Raw genomic sequence first — 14,095 nt, forward strand, 5'->3', positions numbered from 1 at the left:
GCATGCGTTTGCGAGCAGTACTCTTCGACATGGACGGCACCTTGCTGGACACGGCGCCGGACTTCATCGCCATTTGCCAGGCCATGCTCGCCGAACGCGGGCTGCCGGCCGTTGACGACAACCTGATCCGTGGCGTGATCTCGGGTGGCGCCCGGGCCATGGTTGCCACTGCGTTCGCCATGGACCCGGAGGCAGACGGCTTCGAGGCCCTGCGCCTGGAGTTCCTCGAGCGTTACCAGCGCGACTGCGCGGTGCACAGCAAGCTGTTCGAGGGCATGGCCGAGCTGCTGGCCGACATCGAGAAAGGCAACCTGCTGTGGGGCGTAGTCACCAACAAGCCGGTGCGCTTCGCCGAACCGATCATGCAGCAACTGGGCCTGGCCGAGCGTTCGGCGTTGCTGATCTGCCCGGACCACGTGAAAAACAGCAAACCCGACCCCGAGCCGCTGATCCTGGCCTGCAAGACGCTGAACCTGGACCCGGCCAGTGTGCTGTTCGTTGGCGACGACCTGCGCGACATCGAGTCCGGCCGCGACGCGGGTACCCGCACGGCAGCAGTGCGCTACGGCTATATTCATCCAGAGGACAACCCCAACAACTGGGGTGCCGACGTGGTGGTGGACCACCCGCTGGAACTGCGCAAAGTGATCGACAGCGCGCTGTGCGGGTGCTGAACCCAGACCGATGACCGGGCACCGCCCTTTTGTAGGAGCGGGTTTACCCGCGAATGCGTCCGATCAGGCGCCAGTGTTGTCCGGGCTGGCGCATTCGCGGGTGAACCCGCTCCTACAATAGGCCCAGGCCGCCCACACGAACTCGAAGGACAGAACCATGTTCGACTACACCGCCCGCCCCGACCTGCTGCAAGGCCGGGTCATCCTGGTTACCGGTGCCGGCCGTGGCATTGGTGCCGCGGCTGCCAAGGCCTATGCCGCACTGGGTGCCACCGTGCTGCTGCTGGGCAAGACCGAGGCCAACCTGAACGAGGTCTACGACCAGATCGAAGCCGCCGGCCACCCGCAGCCGGTGGTCATCCCGTTCAACCTGGAAACCGCCCTGCCACACCAGTACGACGAGCTGGCGGCCATGATCGAAGGCCAGTTCGGCCGCCTCGATGGCCTGCTCAACAATGCGTCGATCATCGGCCCGCGCACGCCGCTGGAACAGCTGTCGGGCGACAACTTCATGCGCGTGATGCACATCAACGTCAATGCCACCTTCATGCTCACCAGCACCCTGCTGCCGCTGCTGAAGCTGTCGGAGGACGCTTCGGTGGTGTTCACCAGCAGCAGCGTGGGGCGCAAGGGCCGGGCTTACTGGGGCGCTTATGGCGTGTCGAAGTTCGCCACCGAAGGCCTGATGCAGACCCTGGCCGATGAACTGGAAGGCGTGGCGCCGGTGCGCGCCAATAGTATCAACCCAGGCGCCACGCGCACGGCGATGCGGGCCCAGGCCTACCCCGGCGAGAACCCGCAGAACAACCCGCTGCCCGAAGAGATCATGCCGGTGTACCTGTACCTGATGGGGCCGGACAGCACAGGGGTGAACGGGCAGGCGTTCAACGCCCAATAAACCTGCATCGGCCTCTTCGCGGGCTTGCCCGCTCCCACAGGTAGGGCGCAGTCCTTGAGGGTTGCGGTGATCCCGTGGGAGCGGGCAAGCCCGCGAAGAGGCCGGTACAGGAAAGCGATCAGCCCGCAGCCAACGCCGGCCGCATACGGCCTTGCTGGCGCCCTTCCAGCTGCATGCAGCGCTCCAGGAACAGGAACATGCAGTCGTAGCTCTTGCAAATGGCCCTGCGCAGCTCGGTCCGCAACCCCAGGGTGGGGTTCTCACCGGCCAGGGTACAGATGATTTCCAGCGCCTCCCACGGGTGCGCATCGTCATACTGGGCATGCATCTTCAGCCACTTCATCGCCCGCTTGCGCCCTTCTTCAGGGAACCCCTGCGCATAGGTGTCGGTCGAGCACACCACCGCTGACCATTCACCGGTCGCGCCTTCGATGGCGTAGTTGGTCGCTGCCATGGAAATAGCCAGGTTCTCGGTAGCGCACACTCGCCAGCACCAGTCGTTCAGGCCGTTCAGCTCGGGCGGCACTTCTTGCGCCTGCAACTCGTGCAGGTGCACACCGTGCGCCTGGCACCAGTTCACCCAGTAGTCGGCATGGTTGAGCTCGACGCGGATGTTGCGCATCAGCCAGCGCCGCGCCATGTCCTCGCCCTGATGCCGGCCATAGCGGGTCTTGGTCAGGTTATGCGCCATGTACAACGAAAACTGCTCCACCACCGGCCAGCCCCCGATCAGGTACTGACGGATGGTCGATTGCTTCAGCTGGCCATCGCGTAGTCGTGCATAAAACTCATGCTCAACCACCCGGCGCTTGCTCTCGCGGCAGTCTTCAATCAGTTGCTGGGCCCATTGGGGGTAACTGGCGGGGTCCATCAAAGGCCCGATACGAACGAATGCGTCAATCACTTTCAGCTCCTTGATCCTTGTGATTTCCAACTAGCGAAATGTGCCAGGTGCTCGCTGCAACAGAGGCCGGGCGGCGATCCGTTGGCGCTGCAGACTGTCACAGGTGAACACCTGGGGGCGTTCGATCAGGTAGCCCTGGGCGTAATCCACGCCTATTTCCTGCAAGGCCTGCTCGATCAAGGGTGTTTCGACGAACTCGGCAATTGTGCGCTTACCCATCACATGGCCGATATGGTTGATGACCTCGACCATGGCCCGGTTGACCGGGTCGTCGAGCATGTCCTTGACGAAACTGCCGTCAATCTTCAGGTAGTCCACGGGCAAATGCTTGAGATAAGCGAACGAGGACATGCCGGCGCAAAAATCATCGAGCGAGAAACGGCAACCCAGCCCTTTCAGCTCGTTGATGAAGCGAATGGCGCTGCCCAGGTTGGCAATGGCGCTGGTTTCGGTAATTTCAAAGCAGATCATTCGCGGCGGAATGGCGTATTCGACGAACAACCGCTGGAGGTATTCAAGGAACTTGTCGTCGCCAATGCTGGACCCCGACAGGTTGATGGCACAGGTCGACAACGGCCCTTCACGCCCTTCTTCCAGGCACTGGCGTATGACCATGAACACATTGCGCACCACCCAGCGGTCCAGCGCGGTCATCAGGCCGTAGCGCTCGGCCGCCGGGATGAAGCTGCTGGGCAGGATGGTGCGGCCGCTTTCATCGTGCAGGCGCAACAGAATTTCGATATGGCCCGGGCCCTCGAAGGTTTTGAGCGGGGCGATTTCCTGGGCGTAGAGGCAAAAGCGGTTTTCTTCCAGGGCCACATGTAAGCGCTGGATCCAGGCCATTTCGCCAAAACGCATGGACAGCTCGCTGTCGTCGGCGTGGTACACCTGCACACGGTTTCGGCCCTTTTCCTTGGCCATGTAGCAGGCCATGTCGGCGGCGCGCAGCGAGGCCTCCAAGGTACCGGGGGCCTGGGCCATATGCACCAGACCAATACTGACCGTGGTCACGAACGGCCGCCCTTTCCATACGAAGTGCAGGCTCTGCACCATCTGGCGCAATTGTTCGCCAATGCGCTCGGCCTGGTCGGGCGGGCAGTTTTCCAGCAGCACGCCAAATTCATCGCCGCCCAGCCGCGCCAGCGTATCGCCCTCACGCAGGCCGGATTGCAGCACCGCGCAGATGTGCCGCAGCAACTCATCGCCGGCAGCGTGGCCACAGGTGTCGTTGACCAGCTTGAACTGGTCGAGGTCGAGGAACATCAGCGAATGCCGCCCGGCCTGACGCGCCAGGTCGTTGAGCGCCTGCTCCAGGCGGTATTCAAACTCGCGGCGGTTGGCCAGCCCGGTCAGGGCGTCGTGGGTTGCCTGCCAGGACAGGTTGGCGATGTACTGGCGTTCCTGGGTCATGTCGTGCAGCACCAGTACGATGCCACTGACCTGGCCATCATTGAGGATCGGCGAGCCTACCAGGTTGATCGACACGGTACTGCCGTCCAGGCGCTGGATCAGCCGAGCATGCTCGGAGCCGCCCTTGAGGCTGCCGCTGAGCACCTGCTCGACCAAGCTGCGACCGTCCTCCTCGGCGTGTTCATCCACCAGGCTAAACAGTGCCGACAGCGGCAGGCCCTGGGCCTGGCCGGATTGCCAGTGGGTCAACTGCTCGGCGGCCGGGTTCATGTAGCCGATATTGCCCTCGACATCGGTGGTGATCACCGCATCCCCGATGGCCTGCAGGGTAATCTGCGCACGCTCTTTTTCTTCCTGCAGGGCGCTGGCAAAGGCCTGGCGCTGGGCCAACAGCTTGCTGGAGCGGCGCCAGGCAATGGCGATCAGGAACATTGCGGTCAGCAGGTTGGTGATCAGCAGCACCCGCAGCAACATGCGCGAGCCTTCACCCAAGGCATCACTGAAGGCCTTAGCCGCCGGGGTCACGCCTTCGTTGATGGCGACAATGCGGGCCTTCCAATCGCTGACAGTGTCTGGATCCGCCGGGCCATTGGCAAAACGCTGGCGCATTTCACCGGCCAGTACATCCAGCTTGGCCAGATAGTCGTCACCGATGTCCCAGTAATCGATGGCTGTCTGCATATAGCTGACATGGCGAAAGTTGCGGTAGAACCAGATGATCCGATCGACATCGTCAGGGTGGTTGCCACCTTGCAGAACCGCCTGTCGCGCGGCGTCCAGATCAGGGCTGGGGTGGTCGAGCACCTCGCGCAGACGATGGTCACCCTGGGGCACGGTAATGGCCTGGCGATAGCGCTGGTAGGTGCTGTCGTCCTGCGTCTCGCCGTACAGACTGAGGTAGTAGATGGCATCTTTCTGCGCCTTGGACCACAGGCTTTCGCCCGCGACATAGGCACGTACGGCCGAGAGCGTATAAAGGCTGAGGCTGCCCAACGCCACCTGAAGGACCACGACGGCGATGAAAGGCCATGTGATGCCGAGCAACTTTGGCGCTTCGAGTGTGCGATGTCCCTTCATGGAGTCCCTGTCACAGAGCAGATAAGGCGTAAATCGACCCAGACAAGCACAGCGTAGGCCATTTGCCATCGCTGTGGCGGGGATTTTTATGACAAGGAATCGGGGATTTTTACAGCGTACGCGCTGGCCATTGTAGGAGCGGGTTTACCCGCGAAGAAGACACCGCGGTGGATGGCACGGGCTTCGCCCGTGTTCGCGGGCAAGCCCGCTCCCACAGGGTCGCACCAGCTTTTAGAAATTGAGCAAGACTGTTGCTCCCAAAAGCCCGGTGAAGGCAGCCAGATAATCAGCTCTGCTGCAGATGCCCATACAGCTTGGCGTATAACCCACCCTCGGCAATCAGCTGCTGATGGTCGCCGTCTTCGGCCACGTGCCCGCCATCGAACACCAGCACCCGGTCGGCCTGTTTCACCGCCGACAAGCGGTGGGCGATGATCAGCGTGGTGCGGCCGCTGAGAAAGCACGCCAAGGCCTGATGCAGGTTGTACTCGGTGGCGGCATCCAGGGCTGAGGTGGCCTCGTCGAGGATCACCACCTTGGGCTCAGCCAGTACCATGCGGGCAATGGCCAGGCGCTGGCGCTGGCCACCGGACAAGCGCACGCCTGAACGCCCTACCACACTGTCCAGGCCCTGCGGCAAGGCGGCGATGGTGGCATCCAGCTGGGCGATGCGCAGCGCCTGCCAGCACGCATCATCGCTGCAGTCGCGGCCCATGGTCAGGTTGGCACGCACGCTGTCGTTGAACAGCGACGGGTGCTGCAACACCACCGCGACGTTCTCGCGCAGGGTTTCCAGGCCGATTTCCTGGAGGCTGGCCCCGCCAAAGCGGATGGTCCCGGCCTGGGCACTGTAAAGGCCCAGCAGTAGCTGCACCAGCGTGCTCTTGCCGCCGCCGCTGGCACCGACAATCGCCACCTTCTCACCCGCAGCGATGGACAGGTCGAGGTGCTCGAGCACCGGCTCGTCGGCATAGGCAAAGCGCAGGTCGCGCACTTCAATGCCCACCGTTTCGCGCCCGGCGAACGGGTCGCTGGCGGCCGGGTATTGCGGCTCGTCGGCACGCGCCAGCAGCTCGTTGAGGCGGCTCAGCGCACCGCCTGCGGCGTAGTACGCATATTGCAGATTAAGCAGTTGCTCCACCGGACCGATCATGAACCACAGGTAGCTGAACACCGCCAGCATCTGGCCGATCGACAGGTCGGAAAACAGCACGGTCAGCATCGCCGCCGCGCGGAAGATGTCGATGCCGAACTGGAACAGCAGGCCACTGGCACGGCCACTGGCATCGCTTTTCCATTGCGAGTCCACGGCGTAATCGCGCACCTCGCGGGCACGCAGGCCCAGGCGGCCAAGGAAGTAGCCCTGGCGGTTGCCGGCGCGGATTTCCTGGATGGCATCGAGGGTTTCCGCCAGCGCCTGGGTAAAGCGCGCGGTGCTGTCGTTTTCGAGCTTTTTCAGGTGCTTGACGCGCTTGCCCAACTGCACGGTGAAGTAGATCACCAGCGGATTGAACAGCAAGATCAGCAAGGCCAGCTGCCAGTGCATCCAGATCAGGATGGCCGCCGTGCCGGTCAGTGTCAGCATGGCCACCAGGAAGCGGCTGAGGGTTTCGCCAACGAACTTGTCGAGGGTGTCCAGGTCGGTGACCAGGTGGGTGGTCACCGTGCCGCTGCCCAGGCTTTCGTACTCTTTCAGCGAAATACGCTTGAGGCGCTCGATCAGGCGGATGCGCAGGCGGTAGACGATGTCCTTGGCCAGCCCGGCGAACAGCTTGGACTGGATCACGTTGAACGCCAGCGCAGCCAGGCGCAGGCACAGGGTGAGCGCCAGCATCAGGCCGATGTAGCCGGCTGCCACCTGCCAGCTGGACGGCAGCAGATGGTTCATCCACTTCAGCGCGGCATCGCCATGGCCGAGCAGTACTTCGTCCACCAACAGCGGCAGCAGCAGCGGAATGGGCACACTGCAACACGCCGCCAGTAACGCAATGAGGTTGGCTGACCAGAGGTTTTTCTTGTGATGCAGGGCCAGGCGGCGGATTTCCGCCCAGCTCAGTCGATCGCCCGCAGTGTATGGCTTGCCCGGTACCGGGTCGGGTGACCCTGGTACATCAAGCACAGGCGGCCTGCTGCAGCCAGCGGCCGAGCAAGGGTTGCAGGCGCTCCAGCGGCTGGTAGCCGTTGGTCAGCAAGGCCAGTTGGCCATTGCGCTCGGCCAGCAGGGTCGGGAACCCGGCAATACCCAGGTCCTGGGCCCAGGCGAAGTCGGCCGCGGTGGCTGCGCGGGTATCGGCACGGGCGAAGGCTTCGGCGAACGCGGCACGGTCGAAGCCACACTGCGAGGCCAGCTCGACCAGCTGCGGCGCGGTGGTCACATCGATGCCCTGTTCGTAGAACGAACGCTGGATCAACGCCAGCAGCGGCCAGACGCGCTCGGCATCCAGCTCGCGGGCCGTGACCAGCGCGCGGCAGGCCGGCTCGGTGTCGTAGACGAAGCCGTCCGGCATGGCCCCCTCGAAGCGGAAAGGCTGGCCGGTAGCATCAGCCACCGCCTGCCAGTGTTCCAGGATGTACTTGCGAGTGGAGCTGTCCAGGGCGCTGCCGCCGGTACGCAGCCCGCCCGTTACCAAGCGGGCAGGCACGCCTGCCTCACGCGCCTGGGCGATCAGGGCCGCAGCCACTGGCGCAAAACCCCAGCACCAGGAGCACATCGGGTCCATCACATAGATCAGGCGTGCAGACATGCTTCAAGCCTCGGCTTTGTAGTTGTAACCGATCGGGTGCGGCAGGTTGCGGGCCTTGGCCAGCTCGATCTGCTTCTGCCGGTCGATGGCACTGCGCCGGGTCTTCTCGCTCAGGCTGTCCCAGCAATGCGGGCAGCTGACACCTGGCGAATAGTGCTCGGACGCGCGCTCCTCTGCATTGATCGGATGGCGGCAGGCGTGGCACTGGTCGTACTCGCCTTCGCTCAGGTCATGGCGCACCGTGACCCGGTTGTCGAAGACGAAGCAGTCGCCGTCCCACAGGCTTTCTTCCTGAGGCACTTCCTCGAAGTATTTCAGGATGCCGCCCTTAAGATGATAGACCGACTCGAAGCCTTCACCGAGCATGTAGCTGGAGGCTTTTTCGCAACGGATGCCGCCGGTGCAGAACATGGCGACCTTCTTGTGCTTGCTCGGGTCGAAGTTGGCCTTGATGTACTCCGGGAACTCACGGAAGGTTTCGGTCTTCGGGTCGATGGCGCCCTTGAAGGTACCGATGGCCACTTCGTAGTCGTTGCGGGTGTCGATCAACAGCACTTCCGGGTCGCTGATCAGGGCGTTCCAGTCCTTGGGCTCGACATAGGTGCCAACGGCCTGGTTGGGGTCTACGCCCGGCACGCCGAGGGTGACGATCTCTTTCTTGAGCTTGACCTTGGTGCGGTAGAACGGCTGTTCGTCGCAGTACGATTCTTTGTGGTCGATATCGACCAGACGCGGGTCGCTGCGCAACCAGGCCAGCAGGCCATCAATGCCTTCCCGGGTGCCCGACACGGTGCCGTTGATGCCCTCCTGGGCCAGCAGCAGGGTGCCTTTGACGTTGTTGTCGAGCATGGTCTTGAGCAGCGGCTCGCGCAGCTCGACGTAGTCTTCCAGGGTGACGAACTTGTACAGCGCCGCGACGACGATGGCTTGAGACATGTAACGGAATCTCCAGGTGGTTGCCCTCGTAAGGGGCGGACCGGGTTTGACAGGTACAGAAAAAGCATGGGGGCGCTTTGTGCCCCTTTCGCGACACAAGGCCGCTCCCACAGGGACCGCGTAACCCGATGGCTAGTGCGGTTCCTGTGGGAGCGGCCTTGTGTCGCGAAAGGGCCGCAAAGCGGCCCCCGGATCTTGCAGGATTCTACCAGAACAACAGAAAGGTTTCAGTGCCCGCCGCCGGCACACACCGGCGAGGCCGGAGCAACGCCGACCTTGGCCCACTCTTCGGCGGTGTAGGTGTGGATGGCCAGGGCATGGATCTCGCCCATCAGTTCACCCATGGTGGCGTACACCTTCTGGTGGCGCTTGACGCTGTTCAACCCGGCGAACTGCTCGCTGACGATCACCGCCTTGTAGTGGGTCTCCTGACCACGACTGTGCATGTGACTTTCGTTGAGCACTTCCAGGTGTTGCGGCGCCAGCGCGGCCAGTTGCTGTTCGATACGTTGTTGCATGATCATTGCGGCGTACTCACTTCTTCGCTGGGGCGGCGGCCTTGCCTGCGTTCGGGTCCAGCTCTTTGGTCATGTCTTCCAGCAGCTTGTTCACCACCGGTACTGCTGGCTCCAGGCTCTGCTGGGTCAACTGTGCCGACTGCTGAGTGACCTTAGGCATTTCACGCAGCACTTTCTTGCCCAGCGGCGATTCGTAGAACTTGACCAGGTCCTTCAGCTCCTGCTCGGTGAAGGTCCGGGTGTACAGGTCGACCATCTTCGGCTTCAGCTTGTTCCAGCCGATGGCGTTGTCCAGCGCGGCATTGGCCTTGGCCTGGTAGCTTTCCAGCACGGGCTGCTTGGCGGCCGGGGCCTTGGTCTGGGCGAAACGCTGGGCGAACATCTGCTGCACTTGCATGTACACCGGGGTGCCCAGCTTGTCGGCGTTGGCCAGGGTCAGGAATTTCTCGGCAGCAGCGTTGTGGCTGGCGGTGGCAGCGAGTACCTGGCCGCTGGCGCAAACCAGGGCAACGGCGGCACAAAGGACACGGAGACGGGTCATTGCATTTCCTTCAAAGAGGGGGAGGCGGGCACCTCAGAGTAGAGCATTCTGCGCCGTGGTGGCGATGTGCTCAAGTGGCACGACGAGCGACGGAACCGCTCGGTCGAATCAGGGCCTAAACTGCGATTTCGAACTACACAGGAGTGAGTACAGAATGAGCCGTATCGAGACAGACAGCCTGGGCCCGGTCGAAGTTCCGGAGGACGCCTACTGGGGTGCGCAGACCCAGCGTTCGCTGATCAACTTCGCCATTGGCAAGGAACGCATGCCCCTCGCGGTATTGCACGCCCTGGCACTGATCAAGAAGGCCGCGGCGCGCGTCAACGACCGCAATGGCGACCTGCCGGCCGACATCGCCCGGTTGATCGAACAGGCCGCCGATGAAGTGCTGGATGGCCAGCACGACGATCAGTTCCCGCTCGTCGTCTGGCAGACGGGCAGTGGTACCCAGAGCAACATGAACGTCAACGAGGTGATCGCCGGACGCGCCAACGAACTGGCCGGCAAAGGCCGTGGCGGCAAGGCGCCAGTACACCCCAATGACCACGTCAACCGCTCGCAGAGCTCCAACGACTGCTTCCCCACCGCCATGCACATTGCGGCAGCTCAGGCGGTGCATGAAAAGCTGCTGCCTGCCGTCACCGAACTGTCTTCGGGGCTGGCCGAGCTGTCGATGCGTCACCACAAGCTGGTAAAAACCGGCCGCACGCACATGATGGACGCCACGCCGATTACCTTCGGCCAGGAAGTGTCGGCCTTCGTCGCCCAGCTCGATTACGCCCAGCGCGCCATCCGCGCCACCCTGCCGGCGGTGTGCGAACTGGCCCAGGGCGGCACTGCCGTGGGTACCGGGCTGAACGCTCCGCAGGGTTTTGCCGAGGCCATCGCGGCCGAGCTGGCGGCGCTGTCCGGCCTGCCGTTCATCACTGCACCCAACAAGTTCGCCGCCCTCGCCGGCCACGAACCGCTGACCAGCCTGGCGGGAGCCCTGAAGACCCTGGCCGTGGCCCTGATGAAAATCGCCAACGACCTGCGCCTGCTGGGGTCCGGCCCTCGCGCCGGGCTTGCCGAGGTGCGCCTGCCAGCCAACGAGCCGGGCAGCTCGATCATGCCGGGCAAGGTCAACCCCACCCAGTGCGAGGCGCTGTCGATGCTGGCCTGCCAGGTACTGGGCAACGACGCGGCCATCGGCTTTGCCGCCAGCCAGGGGCATTTGCAGTTGAACGTGTTCAAGCCGGTGATCATCCATAACCTGCTGCAATCCATCGAGTTGCTGGCCGATGGTTGCCGCAACTTCCAGCAGCATTGCGTGGCGGGTATCGAGCCGGATGCCGAGCAGATGGCCGCGCACCTGGAGCGCGGGTTGATGCTGGTGACGGCGCTGAACCCGCATATTGGCTATGACAAGGCGGCAGAAATTGCCAAGAAGGCTTACAGCGAGGGCACGACCTTGCGCGAGGCGGCCTTGGCGTTGAAGTACCTGACCAATGAGCAGTTCGACCAGTGGGTGCGGCCGGAGAACATGCTGGCGCCGGGCGGCAAGGGCTGACTGCCCTGTAGCCTGTACCGGCCCTTTCGCGGGTGAACCCGCTCCTACGCCGAGAGGCGATCCATCGTAGGAGCGGGTTCACCCGCGAAAGGGCCGTACAGGCAATCGACAGACCTAGGCCAACCGCGCCCTGCGGGCCCGCCAACCCGCCACCAGCGAGGGCCCCAGCGCCACCAGCGCCGAACCGAACACCACCGTGACCGCCCCCACATAGCCCAGGGCATTGATGTCCTCGGCATGCACATACTCAGGCCACACCCATGCTGCCAGCGCTACCGCAACAAAGGTAACCAGCGGGGTCAGCGCCAGCGTGGCACTTACCCGCGACGCCTCCCAGTGCGCCAGCGCTTCGGCGAACGCGCCGTAAGCCACCAGGGTGTTCAGGCAACAGGCCAGCAGCAGCCAGCCTTGCACCGGGGTCAGTTGCAAGGCCTCCAGCGGGTGCACCCAAGGTGTCAGCAACGCAGCGCAGCTGAGGTAGATCACCATCATCACCTGCTGCGAGTGCCACACGGTCAGCAACTGCTTCTGGCTCAGGGCGTAGAACACCCAGATGCTGGTCGCCAGCAAGATGGTCAACACGCCGGTGGTGTAGGTACCCAGCGAAGTCAGCAGCTCTTCCAGGCGCTGGTTGAAGAACAGGCCAAAGCCTGCCAGCAGCACCAACAGGCCCATGCCCTGCCCCACACTGAAGCGCTCGCGGAACACGAACACGCTGGCAACCAGCAACAGCACCGGGCCGATCTGTACCACCAGTTGTGCAGTGCCCGGGCTAAGCAGTTTGAGACCGATCAGGTAGAGCACGTAGTTGCCCATCAGGCCGAGCACCGCAACCAGCACCAGGCCCCTGCCCCTGGGCGCAAGCTTGCGTATGGACGGCAAACGCCGCTGAGCCGCCAGCCAGGCGAACAGCAGGCCGCCGGAGACCAGCAGGCGGTACCAGGTGACAGTGATCGGATCGACCACTTGCAGTACCTGCTTGAGCTTGATCGGCAGGATGCCCCAGAGCAGCGCTGTCAGAAGTGCCAGGAACAGCCCATAGCCCCAGCGGCCAGAAGTGGTGTGCATAAAATCCTCGATCAAGCCCGTGGTGGGGGTTGTTGAATTCTACGGGGTTGGAGGACGGAGACGGTGGAGAGTGCCGAGAAAAGAATTCATCAGGTCATTCTTTTGGGGCATGGCTGGGGGGAGATGTTGCCTGTGCTGACCCTTTCGCAGCTCAGCGCGCGATCCCCCGTAGGAGCGGGTTTACCCGCGAAAAGGCCAGCACAGGCAACATCACCTTCGGCTATTTCTTGTGCTTGGCAAACGCCGCCTCAAGCGCCTGGTTGATGGTGCGCACCACTTTCACCCGCGCCCAGCGCTTGTCATTGGCCTCCACCAGCGTCCAAGGGGCAATCTCGCTGCTGGTGCGGTCGACCATGTCGCCCACCGCCTGGGAGTATTCGTCCCACTTGTCGCGGTTGCGCCAGTCATCCTCGGTGATCTTGTAGCGTTTAAACGGAATTTGCTCACGCTCTTCGAAGCGCTCCAGTTGGGTCTGCTGGTCGATCGCCAGCCAGAACTTGACCACCACCACGCCGGCATCCACCAACTGCTCTTCAAAGTCGTTGATCTCGCTATAGGCACGCATCCAGTCAGCGGGGCTGCAGAAGCCTTCCACCCGCTCCACCAGCACCCGGCCATACCAGGAACGGTCGAAGATGGTGAACTTGCCCCGTGCCGGGATGTGCCGCCAGAACCGCCACAGGTACGGCTGGGCGCGCTCTTCTTCGGTCGGCGCGGCAATCGGCACGATACGGTACTGACGCGGGTCCAGCGCCGCCGCCACGCGGCGGATGGCGCCCCCCTTGCCGGCGGCGTCGTTGCCTTCGAACACCGCCACCAGGGCGTGCCGGCGCATGCGCTTGTCACGCAGCAGGCCGGCCAGACGCGCCTGTTCGGTGATCAACTGTTCCTGATAGTCGGCCTTGTCCAGGCGCAAGGTCATGTCCAGGGCGCCAAGCAGGCTGCGGTCGTCGATGCTGCGGCCCAATGGAGCCACGTTGCCCTGGTGCTTGCCCTTGGGATTGTGGGCCAGCGCGGCTTGCAGGCTTTCCAGCAGAATGCGCCCCACCGCCAGGCTACGGTAATTCGGGTCTACCCCTTCGATGATGTGCCATGGCGCATAGTCGCGGCTGGTGCGGCGCAGCACGCGCTCGCCAAAGCGCACAAAGCGGTCATAGGTTTGCGACTGCTGCCAATCCAGCGGGCTGATCTTCCAGCTGTGCAGCGGATCGTCCTTGAGCGATTTCAGCCGTGCCTTCATCTGCTTCTTGGACAGGTGGAACCAGAACTTGATGATCAGCGCACCTTCATCGCACAGCATCTCCTCCAGGCGTTCGGCACCGGTAATGGCCTGATCGAGCACGGCATCCTTGAACACCCCGTGCACCCGCCCCTGCAGCATCTGGCTGTACCAGTTACCAAAGAACACACCCATCCGCCCCTTGGGTGGCAAGGCCCGCCAATAGCGCCAGGCGGGTGGGCGGGCCAGCTCTTCGTCGGTCTGCTGGTCGAAGGTGAGCACATCGATCATGCGCGGGTCCATCCACTCGTTGAGCAGTTTTACCGTCTCACCCTTGCCGGCGCCTTCAATGCCGTTGATCAGCACGATCACCGGAAAACGCGCCTGCTGCTTGAGTTCGTACTGGGCTTCGAGCAGGGCCTCGCGTAAAGCGGGTACCTCGGCGTCGTAAGCCTCCTTGTCGATGCTGTGGCCGATTTCGGCAGATTCGAACATGCACTGGCTCCTTCAATGGATAAGCAAGACTAGCGGATTTCATTTCGGCCTGTATTGACCTC

12 protein-coding genes are annotated in these 14,095 nt (G+C 63.1%); 3 read left to right on the forward strand and 9 right to left on the reverse strand.

The features are described from left to right. Positions 1–2: 2 nt before the first annotated feature. Entirely contained in the window at positions 3–674 is a 672-nt protein-coding gene (gene mupP, locus ACI7M0_RS19920; protein WP_010952803.1) for an N-acetylmuramic acid 6-phosphate phosphatase MupP, read from the forward strand. Positions 675–831: 157 nt separating this feature from the next. Continuing rightward, the gene (locus tag ACI7M0_RS19925; RefSeq protein WP_003252656.1) at positions 832–1,572 is read left to right on the forward strand and encodes a YciK family oxidoreductase; all 741 of its coding nucleotides are present in this window, start codon (positions 832–834) and stop codon (positions 1,570–1,572) included. Positions 1,573–1,690: 118 nt separating this feature from the next. Here ACI7M0_RS19925 and ACI7M0_RS19930 read toward each other — a convergent pair whose 3' ends face one another. The 7 genes from ACI7M0_RS19930 to ACI7M0_RS19960 form a co-directional block, all read right to left on the reverse strand. After that, the gene (locus ACI7M0_RS19930) at positions 1,691–2,476 is read right to left on the reverse strand and encodes a TenA family transcriptional regulator (protein ID WP_010952802.1); all 786 of its coding nucleotides are present in this window, start codon (positions 2,474–2,476) and stop codon (positions 1,691–1,693) included. Between the two features lie 30 nt (positions 2,477–2,506). Beyond that, positions 2,507–4,963 (reverse strand): EAL domain-containing protein, encoded by a 2,457-nt coding sequence (locus ACI7M0_RS19935; protein WP_129932296.1) that lies wholly within the window; start codon positions 4,961–4,963, stop codon positions 2,507–2,509. A gap of 286 nt (positions 4,964–5,249) precedes the next feature. Next, positions 5,250–7,082: an ABC transporter ATP-binding protein gene (locus ACI7M0_RS19940; protein WP_010952800.1), complete on the reverse strand. Its 1,833-nt coding sequence runs from the start codon at positions 7,080–7,082 to the stop codon at positions 5,250–5,252. Next, positions 7,075–7,707 carry a DsbA family protein gene (locus ACI7M0_RS19945; RefSeq protein WP_049587258.1) on the reverse strand — a complete coding sequence of 211 codons (633 nt, stop codon included), beginning with the start codon at positions 7,705–7,707 and terminating at the stop codon, positions 7,075–7,077. The genes ACI7M0_RS19940 and ACI7M0_RS19945 overlap by 8 nt, the downstream gene beginning before the upstream one ends. A 3-nt stretch (positions 7,708–7,710) precedes the next feature. Continuing rightward, positions 7,711–8,643, reverse strand: coding sequence for a rhodanese-related sulfurtransferase (locus ACI7M0_RS19950; protein ID WP_121162045.1), 933 nt, complete (start codon positions 8,641–8,643; stop codon positions 7,711–7,713). Between the two features lie 227 nt (positions 8,644–8,870). Further along, the gene (locus ACI7M0_RS19955; RefSeq protein ID WP_129932297.1) at positions 8,871–9,167 is read right to left on the reverse strand and encodes a BolA family transcriptional regulator; all 297 of its coding nucleotides are present in this window, start codon (positions 9,165–9,167) and stop codon (positions 8,871–8,873) included. A 10-nt stretch (positions 9,168–9,177) separates the two neighbouring features. Then, the gene (locus tag ACI7M0_RS19960; protein ID WP_010952796.1) at positions 9,178–9,702 is read right to left on the reverse strand and encodes a DUF2059 domain-containing protein; all 525 of its coding nucleotides are present in this window, start codon (positions 9,700–9,702) and stop codon (positions 9,178–9,180) included. Between the two features lie 154 nt (positions 9,703–9,856). Between ACI7M0_RS19960 and ACI7M0_RS19965 the strand changes: the two genes are divergently transcribed. Next, positions 9,857–11,251: a class II fumarate hydratase gene (locus ACI7M0_RS19965; protein ID WP_010952795.1), complete on the forward strand. Its 1,395-nt coding sequence runs from the start codon at positions 9,857–9,859 to the stop codon at positions 11,249–11,251. A gap of 114 nt (positions 11,252–11,365) precedes the next feature. Here the strand turns inward: ACI7M0_RS19965 and ACI7M0_RS19970 are convergent, their stop codons facing one another. Then, entirely contained in the window at positions 11,366–12,319 is a 954-nt protein-coding gene (locus tag ACI7M0_RS19970; RefSeq protein WP_129932298.1) for a DMT family transporter, read from the reverse strand. Positions 12,320–12,539: 220 nt separating this feature from the next. Continuing rightward, the gene (pap, locus tag ACI7M0_RS19975) at positions 12,540–14,033 is read right to left on the reverse strand and encodes a polyphosphate:AMP phosphotransferase (protein ID WP_010952792.1); all 1,494 of its coding nucleotides are present in this window, start codon (positions 14,031–14,033) and stop codon (positions 12,540–12,542) included. Positions 14,034–14,095 lie beyond the last annotated feature (62 nt).

This window comes from Pseudomonas sp. 10(2024), from assembly GCF_045164175.1.
Classification (GTDB): Bacteria; Pseudomonadota; Gammaproteobacteria; order Pseudomonadales; family Pseudomonadaceae; genus Aquipseudomonas; species Aquipseudomonas alloputida.

What these genes read in the sequence shown, in the direction of transcription:
- mupP (WP_010952803.1), top strand. Translation starts at nt 3, where the DNA reads ATGCGTTTGCGAGCAGTACTCTTCGACATGGACGGCACCTTGCTGGAC.
- ACI7M0_RS19925 (WP_003252656.1), top strand. Translation starts at nt 832, where the DNA reads ATGTTCGACTACACCGCCCGCCCCGACCTGCTGCAAGGCCGGGTCATC.
- ACI7M0_RS19935 (WP_129932296.1), bottom strand. Translation starts at nt 4,963, where the DNA reads ATGAAGGGACATCGCACACTCGAAGCGCCAAAGTTGCTCGGCATCACA.
- ACI7M0_RS19945 (WP_049587258.1), bottom strand. Translation starts at nt 7,707, where the DNA reads ATGTCTGCACGCCTGATCTATGTGATGGACCCGATGTGCTCCTGGTGC.
- ACI7M0_RS19950 (WP_121162045.1), bottom strand. Translation starts at nt 8,643, where the DNA reads ATGTCTCAAGCCATCGTCGTCGCGGCGCTGTACAAGTTCGTCACCCTG.
- ACI7M0_RS19955 (WP_129932297.1), bottom strand. Translation starts at nt 9,167, where the DNA reads ATGATCATGCAACAACGTATCGAACAGCAACTGGCCGCGCTGGCGCCG.
- ACI7M0_RS19960 (WP_010952796.1), bottom strand. Translation starts at nt 9,702, where the DNA reads ATGACCCGTCTCCGTGTCCTTTGTGCCGCCGTTGCCCTGGTTTGCGCC.
- ACI7M0_RS19965 (WP_010952795.1), top strand. Translation starts at nt 9,857, where the DNA reads ATGAGCCGTATCGAGACAGACAGCCTGGGCCCGGTCGAAGTTCCGGAG.
- ACI7M0_RS19970 (WP_129932298.1), bottom strand. Translation starts at nt 12,319, where the DNA reads ATGCACACCACTTCTGGCCGCTGGGGCTATGGGCTGTTCCTGGCACTT.
- pap (WP_010952792.1), bottom strand. Translation starts at nt 14,033, where the DNA reads ATGTTCGAATCTGCCGAAATCGGCCACAGCATCGACAAGGAGGCTTAC.